Source organism: Pseudoalteromonas sp. P1-13-1a, from assembly GCF_001401875.1.
Lineage (GTDB): Bacteria > Pseudomonadota > Gammaproteobacteria > Enterobacterales > Alteromonadaceae > Pseudoalteromonas.
The window spans coordinates 62,069-79,807 of record NZ_LKDV01000021.1; the positions used below are offsets into that span (position 1 = coordinate 62,069).

The following is a 17,739-nucleotide window of genomic DNA, read 5'->3' on the forward strand; positions in this document are numbered from 1 at the left end:
AACATGGCAGGCATTAACCTTTTAACATTACTTGATGATATAACCACCTTACTTGATGACATTGCCACGATGAGTAAAGTCGCCACTAAAAAAACAGCCGGTGTACTGGGTGATGACTTAGCACTTAATGCTCAACAAGTGACAGGCGTGACAGCTGATCGCGAATTACCCGTGGTTTGGGCGGTGGCAAAAGGCTCGTTTTTAAATAAAGCTATTTTGGTACCCGCTGCATTGCTCATAAGTGTATGGCTGCCTTGGCTGATAACTCCACTGCTAATAATCGGTGGCTTATTTTTATGTTTTGAAGGTGCTGAAAAAGTATTTGCTAAGTTTTTACCTCATCATGAAGAAGTAACAAACGAAGGTGAGAAACATGATTTAGTTGAGTATGAAAAGCAAAAAGTAAAAGGAGCCATACGAACCGACTTTATTCTCTCAGCCGAAATTATAGTGATCACCTTAGGAACGGTTGCAGGTGCCTCGCTCGTAAATCAGGCACTTGTATTATGTGTTATAGCCGTTTTAATGACCATAGGTGTATACGGGCTCGTAGCCGGTATTGTAAAGCTTGATGACGCGGGATTGTATTTGCTCAATCAATCAAAGGCGTCGGCTAATAAATTTAAAGAGTGGCTTGGTAAAGGCTTATTAGCTGCAGCGCCAAGGCTTATGCAATTTTTAGCCTTTGCTGGCACGGTGGCCATGTTTTTAGTGGGCGGTGGTATTTTATCTCATGGTATTGAGCTACTGCATCATTGGCAATTAGAAGTAACAAATATAGGTAAGTCGTTACTAAATGGCACTGGCGAAACATTAGCCCCCCTTATATTTGACGGATTACTAGGGGTAGTCGCGGGGCTGTGCATTGTTATTCTGCATTTAGTTTGGAGTAAATTTGCTAACACTAAGCACTAGATTTATAACGCTATTAATTTACGCCTATTTACATAAAAGGGGAAAGCATAGTGTATATTTTTGTTAAAAGTATGTAACATAAAAGCTTAATAAAAAATAAATAAAAGGAACTTTAATGAATAAGTTTTTGGCTTGTTTGACACTATTGCTGGTCAGTATTTTTAGCTCTCATACTACAGCAAGTAATGACTTGGTACCGATAGAAAGTTTTAGTAAAGATATAGAGTTTGCAGGTGTGAAAATTTCACCTGATGGAAAATATTTAGCTGTAATTACTCGCCCTGAAGGAAAAAATGTATTAATGGTGCTAACCACAGATACATTTAAAGTAAGCCATGCAATAAAATTCCCTAATAATGCCCAAGTTGGCAATTATTACTGGGTAAACAATGAAAGAATTGTATTGGCCAAAGAGTACATTAAAGGCTGGAAAGACCATCCCGAATATCATGGTGAGCTTTTTGGTATAAATGCTGATGGTAGCCAAGGCAAATACCTAGTGGGTTACCAAGGTGAAATGCAAACGGGTACCCGCATCAAAAAAGCTACACCTATACTCGGCACTTCTTATGTACTAGACCCGCTTATTCATGATAGACGTAAAATGCTGATCCTAACCTTCCCATGGAGCGCATCAAATGAGCCGCATACAATCGTTTATGAAGTTGATATTTACAGCGGAAAACGAAAAAGAGTTTCTAGGTCACCATCAAGAATGGCAGGCTTTTTAACGGATCATGATGGAAATGTGCGTGTTGCTGTTTCAAACGATGATTACATTAACCAAAAAATTTATACGCGAGAAAAGTCCGGTGGTGAATGGCAACAGCTTGATTTAGGAGAGCTAAAATACACTGATATTAGTCTTCATGCGTTTGATAGTACGGGCACATCTGTTTATGTTACAGCGTCAGAAAGTGGCGAAGCAAAAGGGCTTTACAAACTAAACTTAGAGAGCAAAAAGTTTGAACTTTTACATAAAGAACAGCACGTTTCTCCAAAAAAAGTGTGGGTAGATGAAGTTTCTAAAGAGTTATTCGCAATTGAAAATGAGCTTGGTTACCCAGCTTATACCTTTATAAATAATTCTCATAAAAGTGAGCGCTTAAAGGCATTAATACAATCGCTTCAAGGTCAGCAAGTGCAGCTTGTTAGTAGCACTGAAGATGGCGAGAAGAGTATTATATTTGCGTCAAGTGATACCAACCCTGGCAGTTATTACTTGTATGACGCCAAAAAGAATAGCTTGCGCTTTTTATTTGCGACTAAAAGCTGGATCAAGCCAAGTGAAATGGCAATAACCAAACCTGTAAATTATAAAGCGCGTGATGGCTTAACAATATACGGGTATTTAACCATCCCTAATAATACTAATGAAAAAAACTTACCTTTAGTTGTTATGCCTCACGGTGGGCCTCATGGACCAAGAGATTGGTGGGGCTATGAGAGCGAAGCTCAACTATTAGCCAGTAGAGGCATTGCCGTACTAAAAGTTAACTTTAGAGGCTCTGGTGGCTTTGGTCGCAACTTTGAACATGCTGGACATAAAAAATGGGGTGCTGAAATACAATACGACATTATTGACGGTGTAAAACACTTAATAGAGCAAGGTACTGTAAATAAAGATAATATTTGTATAATGGGCGCAAGTTTTGGTGGCTATTCGGCATTACAAAGTGCAATTTTAGAACCTGATATGTTTCAGTGTGCTATTGGTGTCGTTGGGGTGTACGATTTACCGCTAATGTTTGAAGAAGGCGATATCTCTGAACGTGACCGTGGACAGCGCTATCTTAAAAGCGCGCTTGGTACTGATGAAGCACAGTTAAAGCGTTTTTCACCTAGTTACAACATAGACAAGCTTAAAGCACCTGTTTTAATTGTACATGGTGGGCAGGATGAGAGAGCACCAATTGAGCAAGCTGAGTCTTTAGTAGCAGCACTAAAAAAAGAAAACCACCCTTACATATACGAGTTACTTGAAGATGAAGGGCATGGCTTTTATAAAGCAGAGCACAGAACACGCTACTACAAGCAGGTACTTAACTTTTTAGATGAGCATATGACTTTCTAATTATAAGTATGAACCAAGATTGAAAATGGCCAGTAAAACTGGCCATTTTTTATTTGCAGTTTGCTTTATCACACATTTCTTCTAATTCTATTTTCGCTTTACTATTACCTTGCGCTATTGCATGCTCGTACCAATGCTTTGCTGTTTTTATATTTTTAGTTACGCCTTGGCTATCTCGATACATTTGCGCAAGATTTAGCTGCCCCCATTGCGAGCCTGCATTTGCGGCAATAGTAAAACTCTCAAGCGCATCGCTATACTGTCCATTTTTAAAATACGTAATGCCTTGTTGGTTATTTTTGTCGAGCTTTAAACCTTTATATAGCGGCTTAGGCTTTGGCGGAAACATAACAAACCCACCATATAAACTATTTGCCGAGGGGCGCAGTACGTCGTAAATCACCCCGTCGTTGTAAAGTCTTTTTACTTCGCTACGAGGCAAAGTAATTTTGTCAGTTGAGAAGTAACCGTTTTGCACTAATAAGCTGGTACGCATTGCAGTCGTAATGCCGTTGTTACGCTTATAGCTGTAATTACTTACCTGAAAAGTTATAAACTGTTCGTCAAAACTTAAAACTTGCGCAACTTTTAAGTTAGTCAGTGTCCATGGCTCATGAGTAAATTTATCGGCGTGTACTAAATACGTGTCGTACGCTTTAGGATCTGTTAAGTAGCGTTGCTTTTGCGCTTGCGCTGCAGCGTGTTGTTGGTAAATAAACAGCCCCACCCATAACGCTAAAAATACCCCTATAAAGTATTTAGGAAGAGTGACAATTTCAAAAACAGGTAACTGCTTTAACTTTACAGGCGCATTATGGCCGCATTGATAGCATTCGTATTTATAGTTTAGCGCTAAAGGTATAACAGGAATAACCGTAAAGCGTAAAAAACGACTTTGGTTTATTAGATGGTAGGCGTGGCTATGGCAATTAGGGCAGCACTGCGTTTGTGCAAAATAAGGAAATGACTGACTCGTATTGAAAAGCAACATACCTACACACTCCTTGTTTTGTTTTATTTATATAAAGGTAAAACAAGGAGTGCGTTTATTAAAGCGACAAACTGTAAGTAAGTATGTCAGTTATTATTTTGTGTCTGCTTTAGGCTTAATAGTGGTTTTTGCATCGGCGGCCATTAACGCAAACACAGCGTACGCAGCGGTATTTTGGCGCAGTTTAGCAGGTGTTACTTTATCGAGCGTGTCATCAGCTGTGTGATGGTAATCAAAGTAATCTGTGCCATCTTGAGCTAACTCAAATATAGGTGCTGAGACCGCTTTTTTAAATGGAATTAAATCAGGCCCGCCGTTGGCTTGGTTTTTACCAATGTACTCAATGTTTAATGGTGCCAGTTCTTTTGCTATGGCACGTACTACTGGCAGTGAAGCTGCATCTACATTCGACTCAAAACCATATACTACATCGGCGCCAAAGTCCGACTCAGCAGCTGCCACTATATTGTGTAAATCGTTTTTATGTTGTGCAAAGTAAGCTTTTGCACCCCAAAGGCCAAGTTCTTCTGCTGCAAAAAGCACAACGCGAATACTGCGTTTAGGGCGTTTAACATCGCTAATGTGTTTGGCCGCAGCCATTGTTAGCGCAACACCTGCACCATCATCTAATGCGCCAGTGCCTAAATCCCATGAGTCTAGGTGGCCACCAATTAACACATATTGTTCTGGGTTTTCGGTGCCATTAAATTGGCCTATAACATTATAGCTTGTGCCTTCTCCTAGGCTTTGTGTTTGTACATTTATATTAACTGTTACCTTTTTGTTTAAAGCCACTAAGCGCGCTATTTGATCGGCATCAGGGTTGGCAATGGTGACGTTGGGTATTTTTTTAACGCCTTCTTTATAGTGGCTGCCTCCTGTGTGAGCAAAACGGTGGTGAGCTGTACTCACTGAGCGCATCATGTAAGCAACCGCGCCTTTTTTCGCGGCCTCAACGGCACCTGTGCCACGTGCTTTTACAGCAGGGCCATAACCGTTGCCATCAATATGGCGATTCATTCGATAATTAATATAGGCAATCTTACCTTTTAAACTATTGGCTGGTGCTGCAATTAGCTCATCCAATGTTTCAAACAGTACAACCGGTGCGCTAATACCATCTTTAGGTGTGCTTACACTGTTACCTAGCGCAGTTAAATGCAGAGGTTGCTCACTTGGGGTGAGTATTTTTCCGCTTTCGCTGTAACGGCGCCAATTTGGAAAGGTTGCTTCTTCAAGCCATACTTTATCAAAACCCAATTCGTTAAATTTTGCTTTAGCCCACGCAACTGCTTTTTTATCGTTTTCAGTGCCGGGTAAGCGAGGACCCACTTCTGTTGTGAGTGATTCGAGTAGCTCGTAACTTAAAGGGCTTTTAAGCGCAGCACTGCGCACTTCATCAACCTGTTGTAATTGTTTAGCGGTGAATTCTGCACTTGTTGCATGAGCAGTTAAGCTGCTAGTTAGTAAAAGTGCTGTAATAATTTTTTTCATATCGAGTAAGCCTTTTTATAATTATGTGCATTAGAGCATTTTTTGAAGGCTTTAAAAAATAGATGAGATGAATGTAGTAGGGTTTTTAATAGGCATTAAAAAGCCCGCACAGTTATGATTGTGCGGGCTTTTTAAGTATAAGTTTATAACTTAAAAGCTAAATTGAGCTGCCAAGCGTACATTTGTGCCTTCGCCAACGGTTACGTTATTTAAACCACCGCCACCTAAGTAATCTTCATCAAGAAGGTTTTCAATGTTTAAACGAAGGTTTACATCGGTTTTGCTTATTTTAAGTTTGTAAGTTGCACCTACATCTACTCGTGTATAAGCATCTTTTACTACTGTGTTTGCGCTATCGGCAAAGCGCTCACCTTCATAAAATGCACCGGCATTAAACGCAATGGTGTCGTTCAACTCATAGCGTGTCCAAAGTGATGCAGACCATTTAGGGGCATCGGTAGGGCGTTTACCTTCAAGGTCTTCGTCACGCTCGTAGTTTGCATCTAGGTACATAGTTGATGCCATTACAAATAAGCGATCGGTAGCTGCACCCTGCGCGCTTAGCTCAAGTCCTTTGTGGCGTTGCTCGCCTACTTGGTTTGTTTCAGAGGTAAATTCGCCCACTGGCACTTCAAGTGCTTCGGTTACTAAGGTGCCTTTTTTGCTAATATCAAATACAGCACCGCTTAACATTAGGCGGTCATCAAATAGCTGCCATTTTACACCAATTTCTTTTTGCTCAGAGGTAACAGCATCAAGCTTCATACCGTTGTTGATGTCAGTTTCGCTTACTAATGTATCGCTTCCTTGTGGCTCAAAACCTTCTGAGTAGCTAGCATAAATAGTTGCAGAAGGGTTAGGGTGATAAAGCACACCTACTTTTGGTACGAATGACTCGTTATCTGCGCCTTCTCTATTTTGCTCATCGTAACGACCACCTAATGATACTTGCCATTGTGGCGAGAAAGTAATTAAGTCTTGAACGTAAATACCGTAGTAGTCGTATTCTGTTTCGCTAATAGTATCATCTGATTTATAGCTTACTGTTGGGCGGCTTGGCTCGTTTTGGCCTGCGGCAAAATCAAAATACTCTGCTGATGTACGGCGTTGCCCGTAATAGTAATCAAGCGAGTTTGCGCCAATTAAAAACTGGTGTTGTAAACTACCTGTCTTAAATTCGCCAACAAAATCAATGAACGCGGTTTTAAACTGCCAATCGTCAAATCGGTCGTAAGGGCGTGACTCATAGCTATCGCCTTCTACAAACGTACTTGGCTTACGAGGTGCAGACTCAAAACGCTGGCGCTCAAATGTTTGCTCGTTGTAACCAAGCTTAACTTGCCAGTGATCGTTTAAGTACACCTCAAAATCTACGCCTAAGTTTTCTACCGTTATGTCGGTAAACGCCCAAGACATATCGCGAATGGTTTTGTCATCGCCAATCACATTGGCGTTGTCATCTATCCATGCACCTGTATCTAGGCCTGCTTCGTCGTCTGTGCGGTCGTAATGTACGCGTACTAATGCGTTGTCACTTAAATCGTAATCAACAATGACAGCGCCTAAAAAACGGTCGCGTTCACGGTTTTCGCCGTTTTGATATTCGCGCCAGTAATCAACATCTTGTTTTACTAAAATACCGCGTGCACGTAAATCTTCAGCGTCGGTAAGTGCACCAGCTGCGTCTAGCATAAAGCGGGTAGAGCCGTGTTGGTCTACATCTGCGCTGGCGTTAAATAATGTAGTTGCGGTAGGCTTTTTTGTCACCATGTTAATCAAGCCACCTGGGCCTGATTGTCCGTATAAAATACTTGATGGACCTTTAATAACTTCTACTTGTTGTAGAATTTCAATCGGTTGCTGGTAGTGAGACCAATGTTGGTGTCCGTCGCGTAAGTAGCCTGTCGATGAGCTAAGTTCAAAGCCGCGTAAGTTAAATACTTCACGGTTACGCTGTTGAGAGCCGGCAGTTAAACTTGCATCGTTAGTAAGTACTTCGCCAAGGGTCGTTGCTAATTGCTCGCTAATGATTGTATCGCTAATAACAGTGACTGATTGCGCTGTTTCTAACAATGACGCTGATGTTCTCATTGCTCCGTTGGCGTTGTCGACTTTGTAGTCGTTAAAATAACTACCTTTAACTTCAATTCGCTCTAAGTCAGTAGGTGCGGCAAAGGCGCTTGTGCTAATGGCACCAACAAGTGCTACGTACAGTGAGTTTAGTTTCATCAATTACATCCAGTGTTAGGGTGTTAAAATTTTTCGAGGATCTTAATGAAAACTAGTATCATTTGCAACTTTTTTATTAACAAGGATTAACGCATCGTAAAATAATGCACATCGGGTATTAATGGTTGCCTAAGCTGAATTCTGCTATTATGGAGCTCATATTTTGGGGCTAAGCCCTGTGTTGTTTTATTATTTTGGAATTTATTGTGACTTCTACTGCATTTTCATCTTTGGCTTTACCTGCTGGTTTAGTTGATAATTTATCAACACTTGGCTACTCGCAAATGACGCCTGTACAAGCGCAAAGCCTGTCACCTGTACTTGAAGGTAAAGACATTATTGCACAGGCAAAAACCGGTTCAGGTAAAACTGCTGCTTTTAGTTTAGGTGTGTTAGCTAAATTAAATGTAAAACGTTTTCGTATTCAATCGCTTGTACTTTGTCCAACGCGCGAACTGGCCGAGCAAGTGGCAGTAGAAATGCGTAAACTTGCCCGTGGTATTCATAATATTAAAATATTAACGCTATGTGGTGGTGTATCAATTGGCCCACAAATAGGCTCGCTTGAGCATGGGGCACATATTATTGTGGGTACACCTGGGCGAGTGGACGATCATATTCGTAAAGGTACACTGCGTTTAGACGATGTTGAAACGTTAGTACTTGATGAAGCAGATCAAATGCTTGATATGGGCTTTCAAGATACCCTTGATGCAATTATTGAGTGTATACCGCAAAATCGTCAAACGTTGTTATTTAGTGCTACCTTTCCGCGTGCAATTGAAGCGATTGCAAAGCGCGTATTAAAAAATCCAGAAATGATAAAAGTAGAAGAAGAGCAAGAAAAAAGCACTATAAAACAATACTTTTACAAAATGGATAACAACAAAAAACGCTACTCAACGCTTAAATTGTTGCTACTTAAATTTACACCACAAAGCTGTGTTGTTTTTTGTAACACCAAGGTAGAAACACAACAAGTTTGTGATGATTTAGCAAGTGAAGGCTTTAGTGCCGTGGCGCTTCATGGTGACTTAGAGCAACGTGATCGCGAACGTACGTTAATTCATTTTGCTAATAAAAGCGCGTCAATATTAGTGGCAACCGATGTGGCTGCGCGTGGCTTAGATATTGACGACATGGACATGGTAATAAATTACCATTTAGCACATGACCCACAAACCCATGTGCACCGTGTAGGACGCACAGGCCGAGCGGGTAAAAAAGGCATTGCATGCTCTATTTACGGTGATGCTGAACAGTTTAAAGTGGCGCAAATTGGCGATCATTACGAACGCGACTTTTTGCCAGAACCAATGCCTGCCTTCAGCTTATTAGAAAAGCCGCCTTACAAGCCAGAAATGGTCACGCTAATGATTGATGCCGGCAAAAAGCAAAAAGTGCGCGCGGGTGATATTTTAGGTGCGCTTACTGGCAAAGAGGGGGTTGCAGGGCGCCAAGTCGGTAAAATAAATGTACTTGATAACGTTGCCTTTGTAGCGGTAGAGCGTAATGCATCAAAACCTGCACTGCGTAAATTAACCGAGGGCAATATTAAAGGGCGTAAAATTCGTGCCCGTCGCCTTACCCGTTAATTAGGCGTTTTGAGCAGCTAGCTTTAGCTGCTCATACTCGGCTCTTACTTGTCTAAATTTACATGCACTTCCAGTTTGCTTATCTGGATGATGTTTTAATGCCAATTGCCGCCAGCGCTTTTGTAGCATAGCTAAGTTAAAGTTTGGCGGTAATTGCCAAGCTTTAATTAATGGCTCAATATGCCCAACTGGATGCTTTATTAGTGGGTTAAATTGCTGCCAAAAACTATCTAATAATGCCTCAATGTCTTTGGCACTGGTGTCGTAGTTTTCCCAGTTTAAATAGTAATTTTTTAAATGGGATTGCATTGCTACATTGCTACTTGGCTCTGCAAGTTCAATATGTAATGACGATATAATTAAGTGCTTGGGTAATAGCTGTGTTTGCAGCTCAAATAACGCATTCATAATTAAAAAATTCTTTTTAAATAAATTTTGCTCAGGGTTAACATCTAAAGATGGTAACACCCCTTGTTGAGCAAGCGTTGCGGCTAAGGTATGAACTTTCCAAACTGGCTGAGTTAAAAGTAACTCAAAAATCTCATCAATCAGGGGGTTAAGCATTGTTTGCGCTCGTTTTGTTGTGTATCTTCAATAAAGATTACACTGACTAAAGCTAAAGTTTGAAGGAATAATATTATGCTAGGCAAATTGAAGTGCCTTTTATTTGTTTTATGTTGTGTGTTCATACTGCCTAGCTTTGCTCAAAATAGTGTATCTTTATTTGATGAATTTAAAAAAGAGCAGCAGTGGGACGTAAAACTCACGCTCGGTAATGCACTGCTTGAAGCAAAAAATATAACAGAATCTCAAAAGGTCAGTGTGTATTCTGAACTTGCCGATTTAGCCTTCTCCTCAGATGATTTTGAAAATGCTCTGTTGTACTTTAAAAAATTAGAACAGCACACCTCCTCAAGTTACTTGCCAGATATGCATTTTAGAGCCATTAAAATGCAAGGTGTTGTGTTTTATTTTCAGGGGTATTTTCAGCAAGCTATTGTTGAATATAGCCGCGCCATGGTAATTGTTGAAAAAAACAATAAGCAAGTAGAGCTTGCAAACCTGCTTAGTAACATTGGTTTAGCTTACTTTGAAATGAATAATATGGAGCTGACGCTCGAATATTATTTAAAAGCAAAAGAGATTTATGAAAAAAAGGGCAGTGCGCAAGACCAAGCTGACATTTTGCTAAATATAGCAGGGGTGTACATTAGATTGTCGCGTTATGAAAGCGCCATTTTATTTTATAAAGAAGTACTTAAAGTATATCAAAAACTAGGTGATACCAGCGGTATAGCACAAGTTAACAATAATTTAGGCGTTGCTTACTACGAAAGTTCACAATTTGACTTAGCACTGCACTATTATCAGATGGCGTTACGTTACTATATTTCTACCAATGATTATAATAAGTTATCTACCCAATATACTAATTTAGCAAATATCAATTTAATTCTTAATAACGTGGATGTTGCTTACGAGCAGGCTAGATTGGGGGTACAAAATGCCCTTGAAATTGCGAATCACAGTTTAGAGCTTAACGCCTTACATGCACTAGCTAAAATACAATTTGTGAGAGGAGAGCTTGCTGATTCGCAAAAAAGCTTAGATAAAGCCACCGATTTGGCCACACAATATAATAGTGTGCGTATAAAGCGCGATGCTTTTGGCACGCGTTCGCTTTTAGAGGCTAGCAAAGGCAACTACGCTGAGGCATTAACGCTGCACGAAAAGTTTGTAGCAGAGCAGCGTGGTATAAACAGCGAAACAATCACCAGTGCTTTAGCAGTATTACAAAACCAATTTAAAGCCACTCAGTTAAACCAAGAAATTCAGAAGCTCAAGCAAGAACGAAAAGTACAGAAGTTAAAAATGAGCCAGCGCTCGCAGCTCACAGTTTTTATTTTTGTTTTATTATTTTTAGTGATTGTTACGGGCACCGCGCTTTATCGTCGGGGCGCCGAAAAGCGTGCCAAGCAGTTATTAAAGGAGCAAGTTGCGCAGCGTACGGCAGAGCTGCAAGCTATAGCTCAGGAGCTACGAGAAGCTAATGATGTTAAAAGCCAGTTTTTGGCAAATATTAGCCATGAAATTAGAACCCCGCTTACCGCTATTTTAGGCCAAACAGATGATTTAATTAATGGTTTGTACGAGCCTGAAAACCTACAAGATGAATTAAAAATAATTCAGCGACATAGTGATCATTTAAAAAGTTTAATTAATGATGTGCTTGATTTAAGCAAAATAGAAGCAAACAGATTAGAGCTTAATATTTCGTGCTTTGACATAGTGCAGCTAGTTAGCGATGTACATGCCATGTTCATTTCGCAGGCTAAAGCGAAGCATTTGCAAATTCGTTTTGATAACCATGTAGGTAATGCGTTTTATACCAAACTCGATTTAATGCGGGTAAAGCAAATACTCATCAATTTATGCGCTAACGCTGTTAAGTTTACTCAGGCTGGGCAGGTAGTTGTGTCTTTGAACAAAACTGAGCAAGGGCTTGTTTTTATAGTTAAAGACACCGGTATTGGTATGAATTCATCGCAGCTAAAACAAATATTTGAATGCTTTAGCCAAGCCGATAACAGTATTAGCCGTCGCTTTGGTGGCACTGGGTTGGGGCTTAGTTTGTCTCAACAGCTGGCCTCTATGATGGGAGGGTACATTAGCGTTCAAAGTGAGTTTAAACGTGGGAGCCAGTTTTCGCTGTTTTTACCTTGTGTAGAGGTTGAAAAAGAGCGAGATGAGTACGAACATGTAACCTCGTCTACACAGGTTAAGCAGTTAACTGGTCGTGTAGTACTGGCTGAGGATCACCCCGACAACCGTAGACTCATAAGTCGTTATTTACGTTCTATGGGGCTTGAGGTTATAGCGGTAGAAAATGGTGAGCAAGCGGTTGAGAAGTGCCTTCAAATATACCCAGATTTAGTGCTACTGGATATACAAATGCCTATTATGGATGGCCGTGCTGCATTTTCATTATTGCAAAAGTGCGGCTTTCAAGCGCCTATTTTTGCTTTAACTGCCAATGCAATGAGTCATGAAGTCGATGATTATCTTGCGCTAGGCTTTACAGGGTATTTAGGTAAGCCGTTAGATAAAAACGCTTTTTATAACACGCTTGCTAAACATTTGGATGAAGCTGCTAAACAAGAGCCACCATATACAGCTCAGATAGATATGAGCGACTTAGTAACAAGTTTTAAGCAAAGCTTCACGTTTGAAAGCGAAACCATAAATCAGCATTATAGTAGTAATGACTTAGAGGCATTACAAAAAGACAGCCATCGCATTTTAGGGGCAGCGCAAATGTTTGCGTTAGACGATATTGCCAAGGCCGCTAAAAATCTCGATATGGCTTTACTCAATAAACAAAGCCAAAGTAAAGAACACATTCAAAAGCTTGTAGATGAATTACAGCGCGTACTTAAAAAATATAACGAAAGTTAATTATTCTAATCGTGTTAAGCTATTAGACATTTATAGCGACAGATAAGCTCAGTTAATACTTTATTTAGCATGCTAGAAAGGCTAAATATCTAAGTTGATTGGTATTGTCGTTTAAATATAAAAAAAGCGCCCTAGGCGCTTTTTTTATATAACGAAAACGCGCTTATTGGCGTTTCATCGAATCGAAGAATTCATCGTTCGTTTTGCTCATAGAAAGCTTATCAATTAAGAATTCCATAGCATCAATCTCTGACATTTCATGAACAATCTTGCGTAAAATCCATAGCTTTTGTAGCTCATCTGGTTTAGTAAGTAGTTCTTCACGACGCGTACCTGAGCGGTTAAAGTCGATGGCAGGGAATACACGCTTTTCAGCAATCTTACGATTTAAGTGTAGTTCCATGTTACCGGTACCTTTAAACTCTTCGTAGATAACTTCATCCATTTTTGAGCCCGTGTCGATAAGTGCTGTAGCTATAATCGTTAAGCTACCGCCTTCTTCAACATTACGTGCAGCTCCAAAGAAGCGCTTAGGCTTGTGCAGTGCATTAGCATCAACACCACCGGTAAGTACTTTACCTGATGAAGGGATAACTGTGTTGTAAGCACGTGCTAAACGGGTGATTGAATCCAATAAGATAACCACATCTTTTTTGTGCTCAACCAAACGTTTTGCTTTTTCAATCACCATTTCTGCAACTTGTACATGGCGAGAAGCTGGCTCATCAAACGTTGATGCAATAACCTCACCTTTAACAAGGCGTTGCATCTCGGTTACTTCCTCCGGACGCTCATCAATAAGTAAAACCATTAATGTAACATCTGGGTGATTGTGAGTAATTGATTGTGCAATGTTTTGCAGTAGCATTGTTTTACCCGCTTTAGGCGGTGCTACTAACAAACCACGTTGGCCACGGCCAATTGGTGATGCTAAATCAAGTACACGAGCGGTAATGTCTTCTTTACTGCCGTTACCGCGTTCCATACGAAAACGTTCGTTTGCATGTAGTGGGGTAAGGTTTTCAAAAAGGATTTTAGTGCGAGAGTTTTCAGGTTTATCAAAGTTAACTTCGTTTACTTTTAGTAAAGCAAAGTAACGTTCGCCGTCTTTAGGTGGGCGAATAAGACCTGAAATAGAATCGCCAGTACGCATGCTGAAACGGCGAATTTGGCTTGGAGATACATAAATATCATCTGGGCCAGCTAAGTAAGAGGCTTCTGATGATCTTAAAAAACCAAAACCATCTTGTAAAATCTCTAGTACACCGCCGCCGTAGATGTTCTCTCCGCCTTTGGCATGTGCTTTAAGAATGGCAAAAATGATATCTTGCTTTCTTAAGCGGGCTACGTTTTCGAGCCCCATGGACTCAGCTAAGTTTACAAGTTCTTTTATAGACTTGTCTTTTAATTCGCGTAAATGCATATTGGTGGGTTCTTTATTACAATTGTCATACTCAAAATCGCTTTGATAGTTGAGTGAGGTTTGTTGAATATAACTAAGGATTAGTTGGCTTTATAAACTAGCAGTTCACTGGCACAGCGTCCAGTCTTTATACAAAATAAACACAAAAAAAGGGCAAAAAAGCCCTTTTTTTTCATTTTTACTTAGATATTGTTTTCTAAGAACTCAATAAGTTGAGTTTTAGAAAGCGCACCAACTTTCGTTGCAGCTACCTGGCCATCTTTAAAAAGAAGTAGTGTAGGGATACCACGAATACCAAACTTAGGTGGTGTGCCTGCGTTTTGGTCAATGTTTAACTTAGCAACTGTTACACGGCTATCATACTCATCAGCCACTTCATTAAGGATAGGGGCGATCATTTTACAAGGTCCGCACCACTCAGCCCAAAAATCTACTAGTACAGGCTTGTCTGATTGTAATACGTCAGCTTCAAAGCTATCGTCAGTAATTTGGATTATTTTCTCGCTCATTGCGCTCTCCGATTTAGTTAGGCGAAATATTTAGTGCGTATTTAAACACTCTTGTTTCTTATTGCAAGTTTAAACGTTATGCTTAAACGCTATGACTAAGACACATTTGACCGATAAAAAGTTTTCAGACTTTGCTATCGCACCGGAAGTGGTTGCCGGTTTAACCGAAAGTGGGTTTGAGTATTGCACACCCATTCAAGCAAAATGCCTACCTTTTATTTGTGACGGTCGCGATATCGCGGGCCAAGCACAAACGGGTACGGGCAAAACGTTGGCGTTTTTAACAGCCACGTGCCATCGGTTATTACAATCTAGCAAAGCACCTAGTAAACATCCAAGAGCCCTGATCATGGCCCCGACTCGGGAGCTTGCGATTCAGATACACAAAGATGCTAAAATTTTAGCGCCGCACTGTAATCTTAACTTAGGTTTAGTATATGGTGGCGAAGATTACGAAAAACAACGTGCACAATTAGAAAAAGGCGTTGATATTTTAATTGGTACTACAGGTCGACTAATCGATTTGTACAAGCAAGGCTGTTACACCCTTAACGAAATTGAGGTAGTTGTGCTTGATGAAGCCGATCGTATGTTCGATTTAGGCTTTATAAAAGATATTCGTTACATGTTCCGCCGTATGCCAGATACAGCAGATAGACTCAATTTATTATTTTCTGCCACGCTTTCTTATCGCGTGCAGGAGCTTGCCTTTGAACATATGACTAACCCTGAACACGTTCAAATCGAGCCAGACGTAAAAACAGGCAAGCGCATTAAAGAAGAGCTATTTCATCCTTCTCAAGAGGATAAAATTAAGCTGCTATTAACTTTAATTGAGGAAGAATGGCCGGATAAGGCCATCGTATTTGCCAATACCAAACACAGTTGTGAGACAGTATATGCTTGGTTAAAAGCCGATGGTCACCGTGTAGGTATGCTCACTGGTGATGTAAACCAGAAAAAACGCCAATCTATATTAGCGCAATTCACCAAAGGTGAATTAGACTTTTTAGTGGCAACTGATGTCGCAGCACGTGGGCTACATATCCCTGAGGTAAGTCATGTATTTAACTTTGACCTACCGGATGATTGTGAAGATTACGTTCACCGCATTGGTCGTACTGGTCGTGCCGGCGCATCAGGTCATGCAATTAGCTTTGCATGTGAACAGTATGCTTATAACTTACATGAAATAGAAGAGTATATAGAGCACAGCATTCCTTTATCACATTATGATAAAACCGCATTGCTAGATGATTTAACAAAGCCTACTATTCAAAGAAAGCGCAACTATTCTACAGGCCCACGTAATCGTAGTAATAACGGACGTCGCCCGAATAATAGTTACCAAAAAGGACGGTCGTAACTTGGCCGTTACTGTACGTAGTAGTAACTAGAGGTTTTTGAACGGTGGGGCAATTTAAACCGCAAAAAAATGTGTATGCAGTCATTGATTTAGGCTCAAATAGCTTTCATATGCTAATTGCTAAATCAATTGCTGGCGGCCTACAAACTATAGGCCGCGTTAAACGCAAAGTAAGATTAGCAGCAGGGCTTGATAGCGAAAATGTATTAAGCTCTGAGGCAATGCAGCGAGGTTGGGAGTGCCTTGCACTTTTTGCTGAGCGCCTACAGGACATTCCAAAACAAAATATCACCATAGTAGCAACTGCAACACTTCGACTTGCAACGAATGCCGATGTTTTCAAGGCGCATGCTGAGAAGATACTAGGCCATACAATAAATGTAATTAGTGGTGAGCTAGAAGCACGCACCATTTATAAAGGTGTAGCACACACCTCATCGTGTACTGGCAAACAACTTGTCATTGATATTGGTGGGGCAAGTACCGAAGTCGTTATAGGTAAAGGTTTTGAGGCACAGCACTATAAAAGCTTAAATATGGGATGTGTCACATACTTAGAGCGTTACTTTAAAGACTGTCAACTAAGTGAAGCAAACTTCAATGCCGCCATTAAAGCTGCCCATGAAGTGATTGACGAAATTGCGCCAGAGTATAAACAAGCAGGTTGGCAAATAGCATCAGGTGCCTCTGGTACGGTGCAAGCGATTCAAGAAATCATGGTCGCGCAGGACTTAGATGATCTACTTACATTAGAAAAGCTAAATAAAATAAAACAGCAATCGATAGCCTACAGTACGATTGCTGCACTTGACCTGCCTGGGTTAAGTGAAGAGCGCAGGTTAGTTTTTGTGTCGGGCCTTGCTATCTTAATAGCGTTATTTGAATCACTTGAAATTGAAAAAATGGGTTTGGCTGGCGGTGCACTTCGCGAAGGTGTACTTTACAGTATGGTACCTGAGCTTCATAACAACGATATCCGTAAACGTACAGTGGATGGGTTTATGGACCGGTATCATGTTGATCAAAAGCAAGCGAATCGAGTATCGAGCTTAGTTATTCAACTGGCAGAGCAGGTAGGTGAAAGCTGGCCGCTTGTTAGTGAAAATGCCTTGCCGCTTTTAAAAGCCGCAGCGCAACTTCACGAAATTGGTTTATTGATAGAGTATAAGCAATACCATAAGCACACAGCCTACATTATAGAAAATACCGATATGCCTGGTTTTTCACAATCCGAACATAAAGTGATTGCTGCAGTTGCAAGCGCACATCGTTCTGATATCCAAAAAGGTAGCTTCAACGTTCTAGGTGCGCATAGTACGCTTACCCAATACTTAGTTAGGCTACTAAGAATCGCCGTAATATTATCGATGCGCCGACAAGATGACGTACTTCCTAGAATAGAGTTATCTGTAGAAAAAGACACATTAGACTTAAAGTTTGCCAATAACTGGTTAAAAGAACACCCGCTTATGGCTAGTGAGCTACAACAAGAGTCAAAACTGCAAAGTAAACTCGGTTGGAAACTCATCGTAAACTAATATAAAAGGCCCGTAAGGGCCTTTTTAGTGTTTAAAGTAACCACTTTGCTTTAATTTCACGCGAACAGTCATTTATTTTAAGTTTTCTTAAAAAAAGGGTTGATCTGTTTTCGGATCTCCCTATAATGCGACCCCACTGAGACGGCAGA

12 protein-coding genes are annotated in these 17,739 nt (G+C 40.5%); 6 read left to right on the forward strand and 6 right to left on the reverse strand.

All coding sequences use genetic code 11. The features are described from left to right. Positions 1 to 3 precede the first annotated feature (3 nt). Together AN391_RS13570 and AN391_RS13575 are read left to right on the forward strand one after the other, a co-directional pair. A complete protein-coding gene (locus AN391_RS13570; protein WP_055015897.1) occupies positions 4 to 915 on the forward strand; it encodes a DUF808 domain-containing protein in 912 nt (303 codons plus the stop codon). A gap of 115 nt (positions 916 to 1,030) precedes the next feature. Continuing rightward, positions 1,031 to 2,989 carry a S9 family peptidase gene (locus tag AN391_RS13575; protein ID WP_055015898.1) on the forward strand — a complete coding sequence of 653 codons (1,959 nt, stop codon included), beginning with the start codon at positions 1,031 to 1,033 and terminating at the stop codon, positions 2,987 to 2,989. Positions 2,990 to 3,038: 49 nt separating this feature from the next. Here the strand turns inward: AN391_RS13575 and AN391_RS13580 are convergent, their stop codons facing one another. The 3 genes from AN391_RS13580 to AN391_RS13590 all read right to left on the reverse strand — a co-directional run bounded on the left by AN391_RS13580 (position 3,039) and on the right by AN391_RS13590 (position 7,703). Then, positions 3,039 to 3,980: a tetratricopeptide repeat protein gene (locus tag AN391_RS13580; RefSeq protein WP_055015899.1), complete on the reverse strand. Its 942-nt coding sequence runs from the start codon at positions 3,978 to 3,980 to the stop codon at positions 3,039 to 3,041. Positions 3,981 to 4,073: 93 nt separating this feature from the next. Beyond that, positions 4,074 to 5,474, reverse strand: a complete 1,401-nt coding sequence (locus AN391_RS13585; RefSeq protein WP_055015900.1) for a M20/M25/M40 family metallo-hydrolase — start codon at positions 5,472 to 5,474, stop codon at positions 4,074 to 4,076. Positions 5,475 to 5,624: 150 nt separating this feature from the next. Continuing rightward, complete coding sequence (locus AN391_RS13590; protein ID WP_055015901.1) at positions 5,625 to 7,703, reverse strand: TonB-dependent siderophore receptor; 2,079 nt, start codon at positions 7,701 to 7,703, stop codon at positions 5,625 to 5,627. A gap of 206 nt (positions 7,704 to 7,909) precedes the next feature. Between AN391_RS13590 and dbpA the strand changes: the two genes are divergently transcribed. Continuing rightward, positions 7,910 to 9,298, forward strand: a complete 1,389-nt coding sequence (gene dbpA, locus AN391_RS13595) for an ATP-dependent RNA helicase DbpA (protein ID WP_055015902.1) — start codon at positions 7,910 to 7,912, stop codon at positions 9,296 to 9,298. Here dbpA and AN391_RS13600 read toward each other — a convergent pair whose 3' ends face one another. Beyond that, entirely contained in the window at positions 9,299 to 9,862 is a 564-nt protein-coding gene (locus tag AN391_RS13600; RefSeq protein WP_055015903.1) for a DNA-J related domain-containing protein, read from the reverse strand. Between the two features lie 75 nt (positions 9,863 to 9,937). Here AN391_RS13600 and AN391_RS13605 point away from each other — a divergent pair, with 75 nt between their 5' ends. Continuing rightward, positions 9,938 to 12,754, forward strand: coding sequence for a tetratricopeptide repeat protein (locus AN391_RS13605; protein WP_055015904.1), 2,817 nt, complete (start codon positions 9,938 to 9,940; stop codon positions 12,752 to 12,754). Between the two features lie 163 nt (positions 12,755 to 12,917). On the opposite strand, the gene rho is transcribed toward AN391_RS13605, so the two are convergent. Beyond that, positions 12,918 to 14,177, reverse strand: coding sequence for a transcription termination factor Rho (gene rho / locus AN391_RS13610; RefSeq protein WP_055015905.1), 1,260 nt, complete (start codon positions 14,175 to 14,177; stop codon positions 12,918 to 12,920). A gap of 182 nt (positions 14,178 to 14,359) precedes the next feature. Continuing rightward, positions 14,360 to 14,686 carry a thioredoxin TrxA gene (trxA, locus tag AN391_RS13615; protein ID WP_055015906.1) on the reverse strand — a complete coding sequence of 109 codons (327 nt, stop codon included), beginning with the start codon at positions 14,684 to 14,686 and terminating at the stop codon, positions 14,360 to 14,362. Positions 14,687 to 14,777: 91 nt separating this feature from the next. On the opposite strand from trxA, the gene rhlB reads away from it, so the two are divergent. Both rhlB and gppA read left to right on the forward strand, forming a co-directional pair. Further along, positions 14,778 to 16,052 (forward strand): ATP-dependent RNA helicase RhlB, encoded by a 1,275-nt coding sequence (rhlB, locus tag AN391_RS13620; protein ID WP_055015907.1) that lies wholly within the window; start codon positions 14,778 to 14,780, stop codon positions 16,050 to 16,052. Positions 16,053 to 16,096: 44 nt separating this feature from the next. Further along, entirely contained in the window at positions 16,097 to 17,590 is a 1,494-nt protein-coding gene (gene gppA / locus AN391_RS13625) for a guanosine-5'-triphosphate,3'-diphosphate diphosphatase (RefSeq protein WP_055015908.1), read from the forward strand. Positions 17,591 to 17,739: the final 149 nt, after the last annotated feature.

What these genes read in the sequence shown, in the direction of transcription:
- AN391_RS13605 (WP_055015904.1), top strand. Translation starts at nt 9,938, where the DNA reads ATGCTAGGCAAATTGAAGTGCCTTTTATTTGTTTTATGTTGTGTGTTC.
- AN391_RS13600 (WP_055015903.1), bottom strand. Translation starts at nt 9,862, where the DNA reads ATGCTTAACCCCCTGATTGATGAGATTTTTGAGTTACTTTTAACTCAG.
- rho (WP_055015905.1), bottom strand. Translation starts at nt 14,177, where the DNA reads ATGCATTTACGCGAATTAAAAGACAAGTCTATAAAAGAACTTGTAAAC.
- trxA (WP_055015906.1), bottom strand. Translation starts at nt 14,686, where the DNA reads ATGAGCGAGAAAATAATCCAAATTACTGACGATAGCTTTGAAGCTGAC.
- rhlB (WP_055015907.1), top strand. Translation starts at nt 14,778, where the DNA reads ATGACTAAGACACATTTGACCGATAAAAAGTTTTCAGACTTTGCTATC.
- AN391_RS13580 (WP_055015899.1), bottom strand. Translation starts at nt 3,980, where the DNA reads ATGTTGCTTTTCAATACGAGTCAGTCATTTCCTTATTTTGCACAAACG.
- AN391_RS13585 (WP_055015900.1), bottom strand. Translation starts at nt 5,474, where the DNA reads ATGAAAAAAATTATTACAGCACTTTTACTAACTAGCAGCTTAACTGCT.
- AN391_RS13575 (WP_055015898.1), top strand. Translation starts at nt 1,031, where the DNA reads ATGAATAAGTTTTTGGCTTGTTTGACACTATTGCTGGTCAGTATTTTT.
- AN391_RS13570 (WP_055015897.1), top strand. Translation starts at nt 4, where the DNA reads ATGGCAGGCATTAACCTTTTAACATTACTTGATGATATAACCACCTTA.
- AN391_RS13590 (WP_055015901.1), bottom strand. Translation starts at nt 7,703, where the DNA reads ATGAAACTAAACTCACTGTACGTAGCACTTGTTGGTGCCATTAGCACA.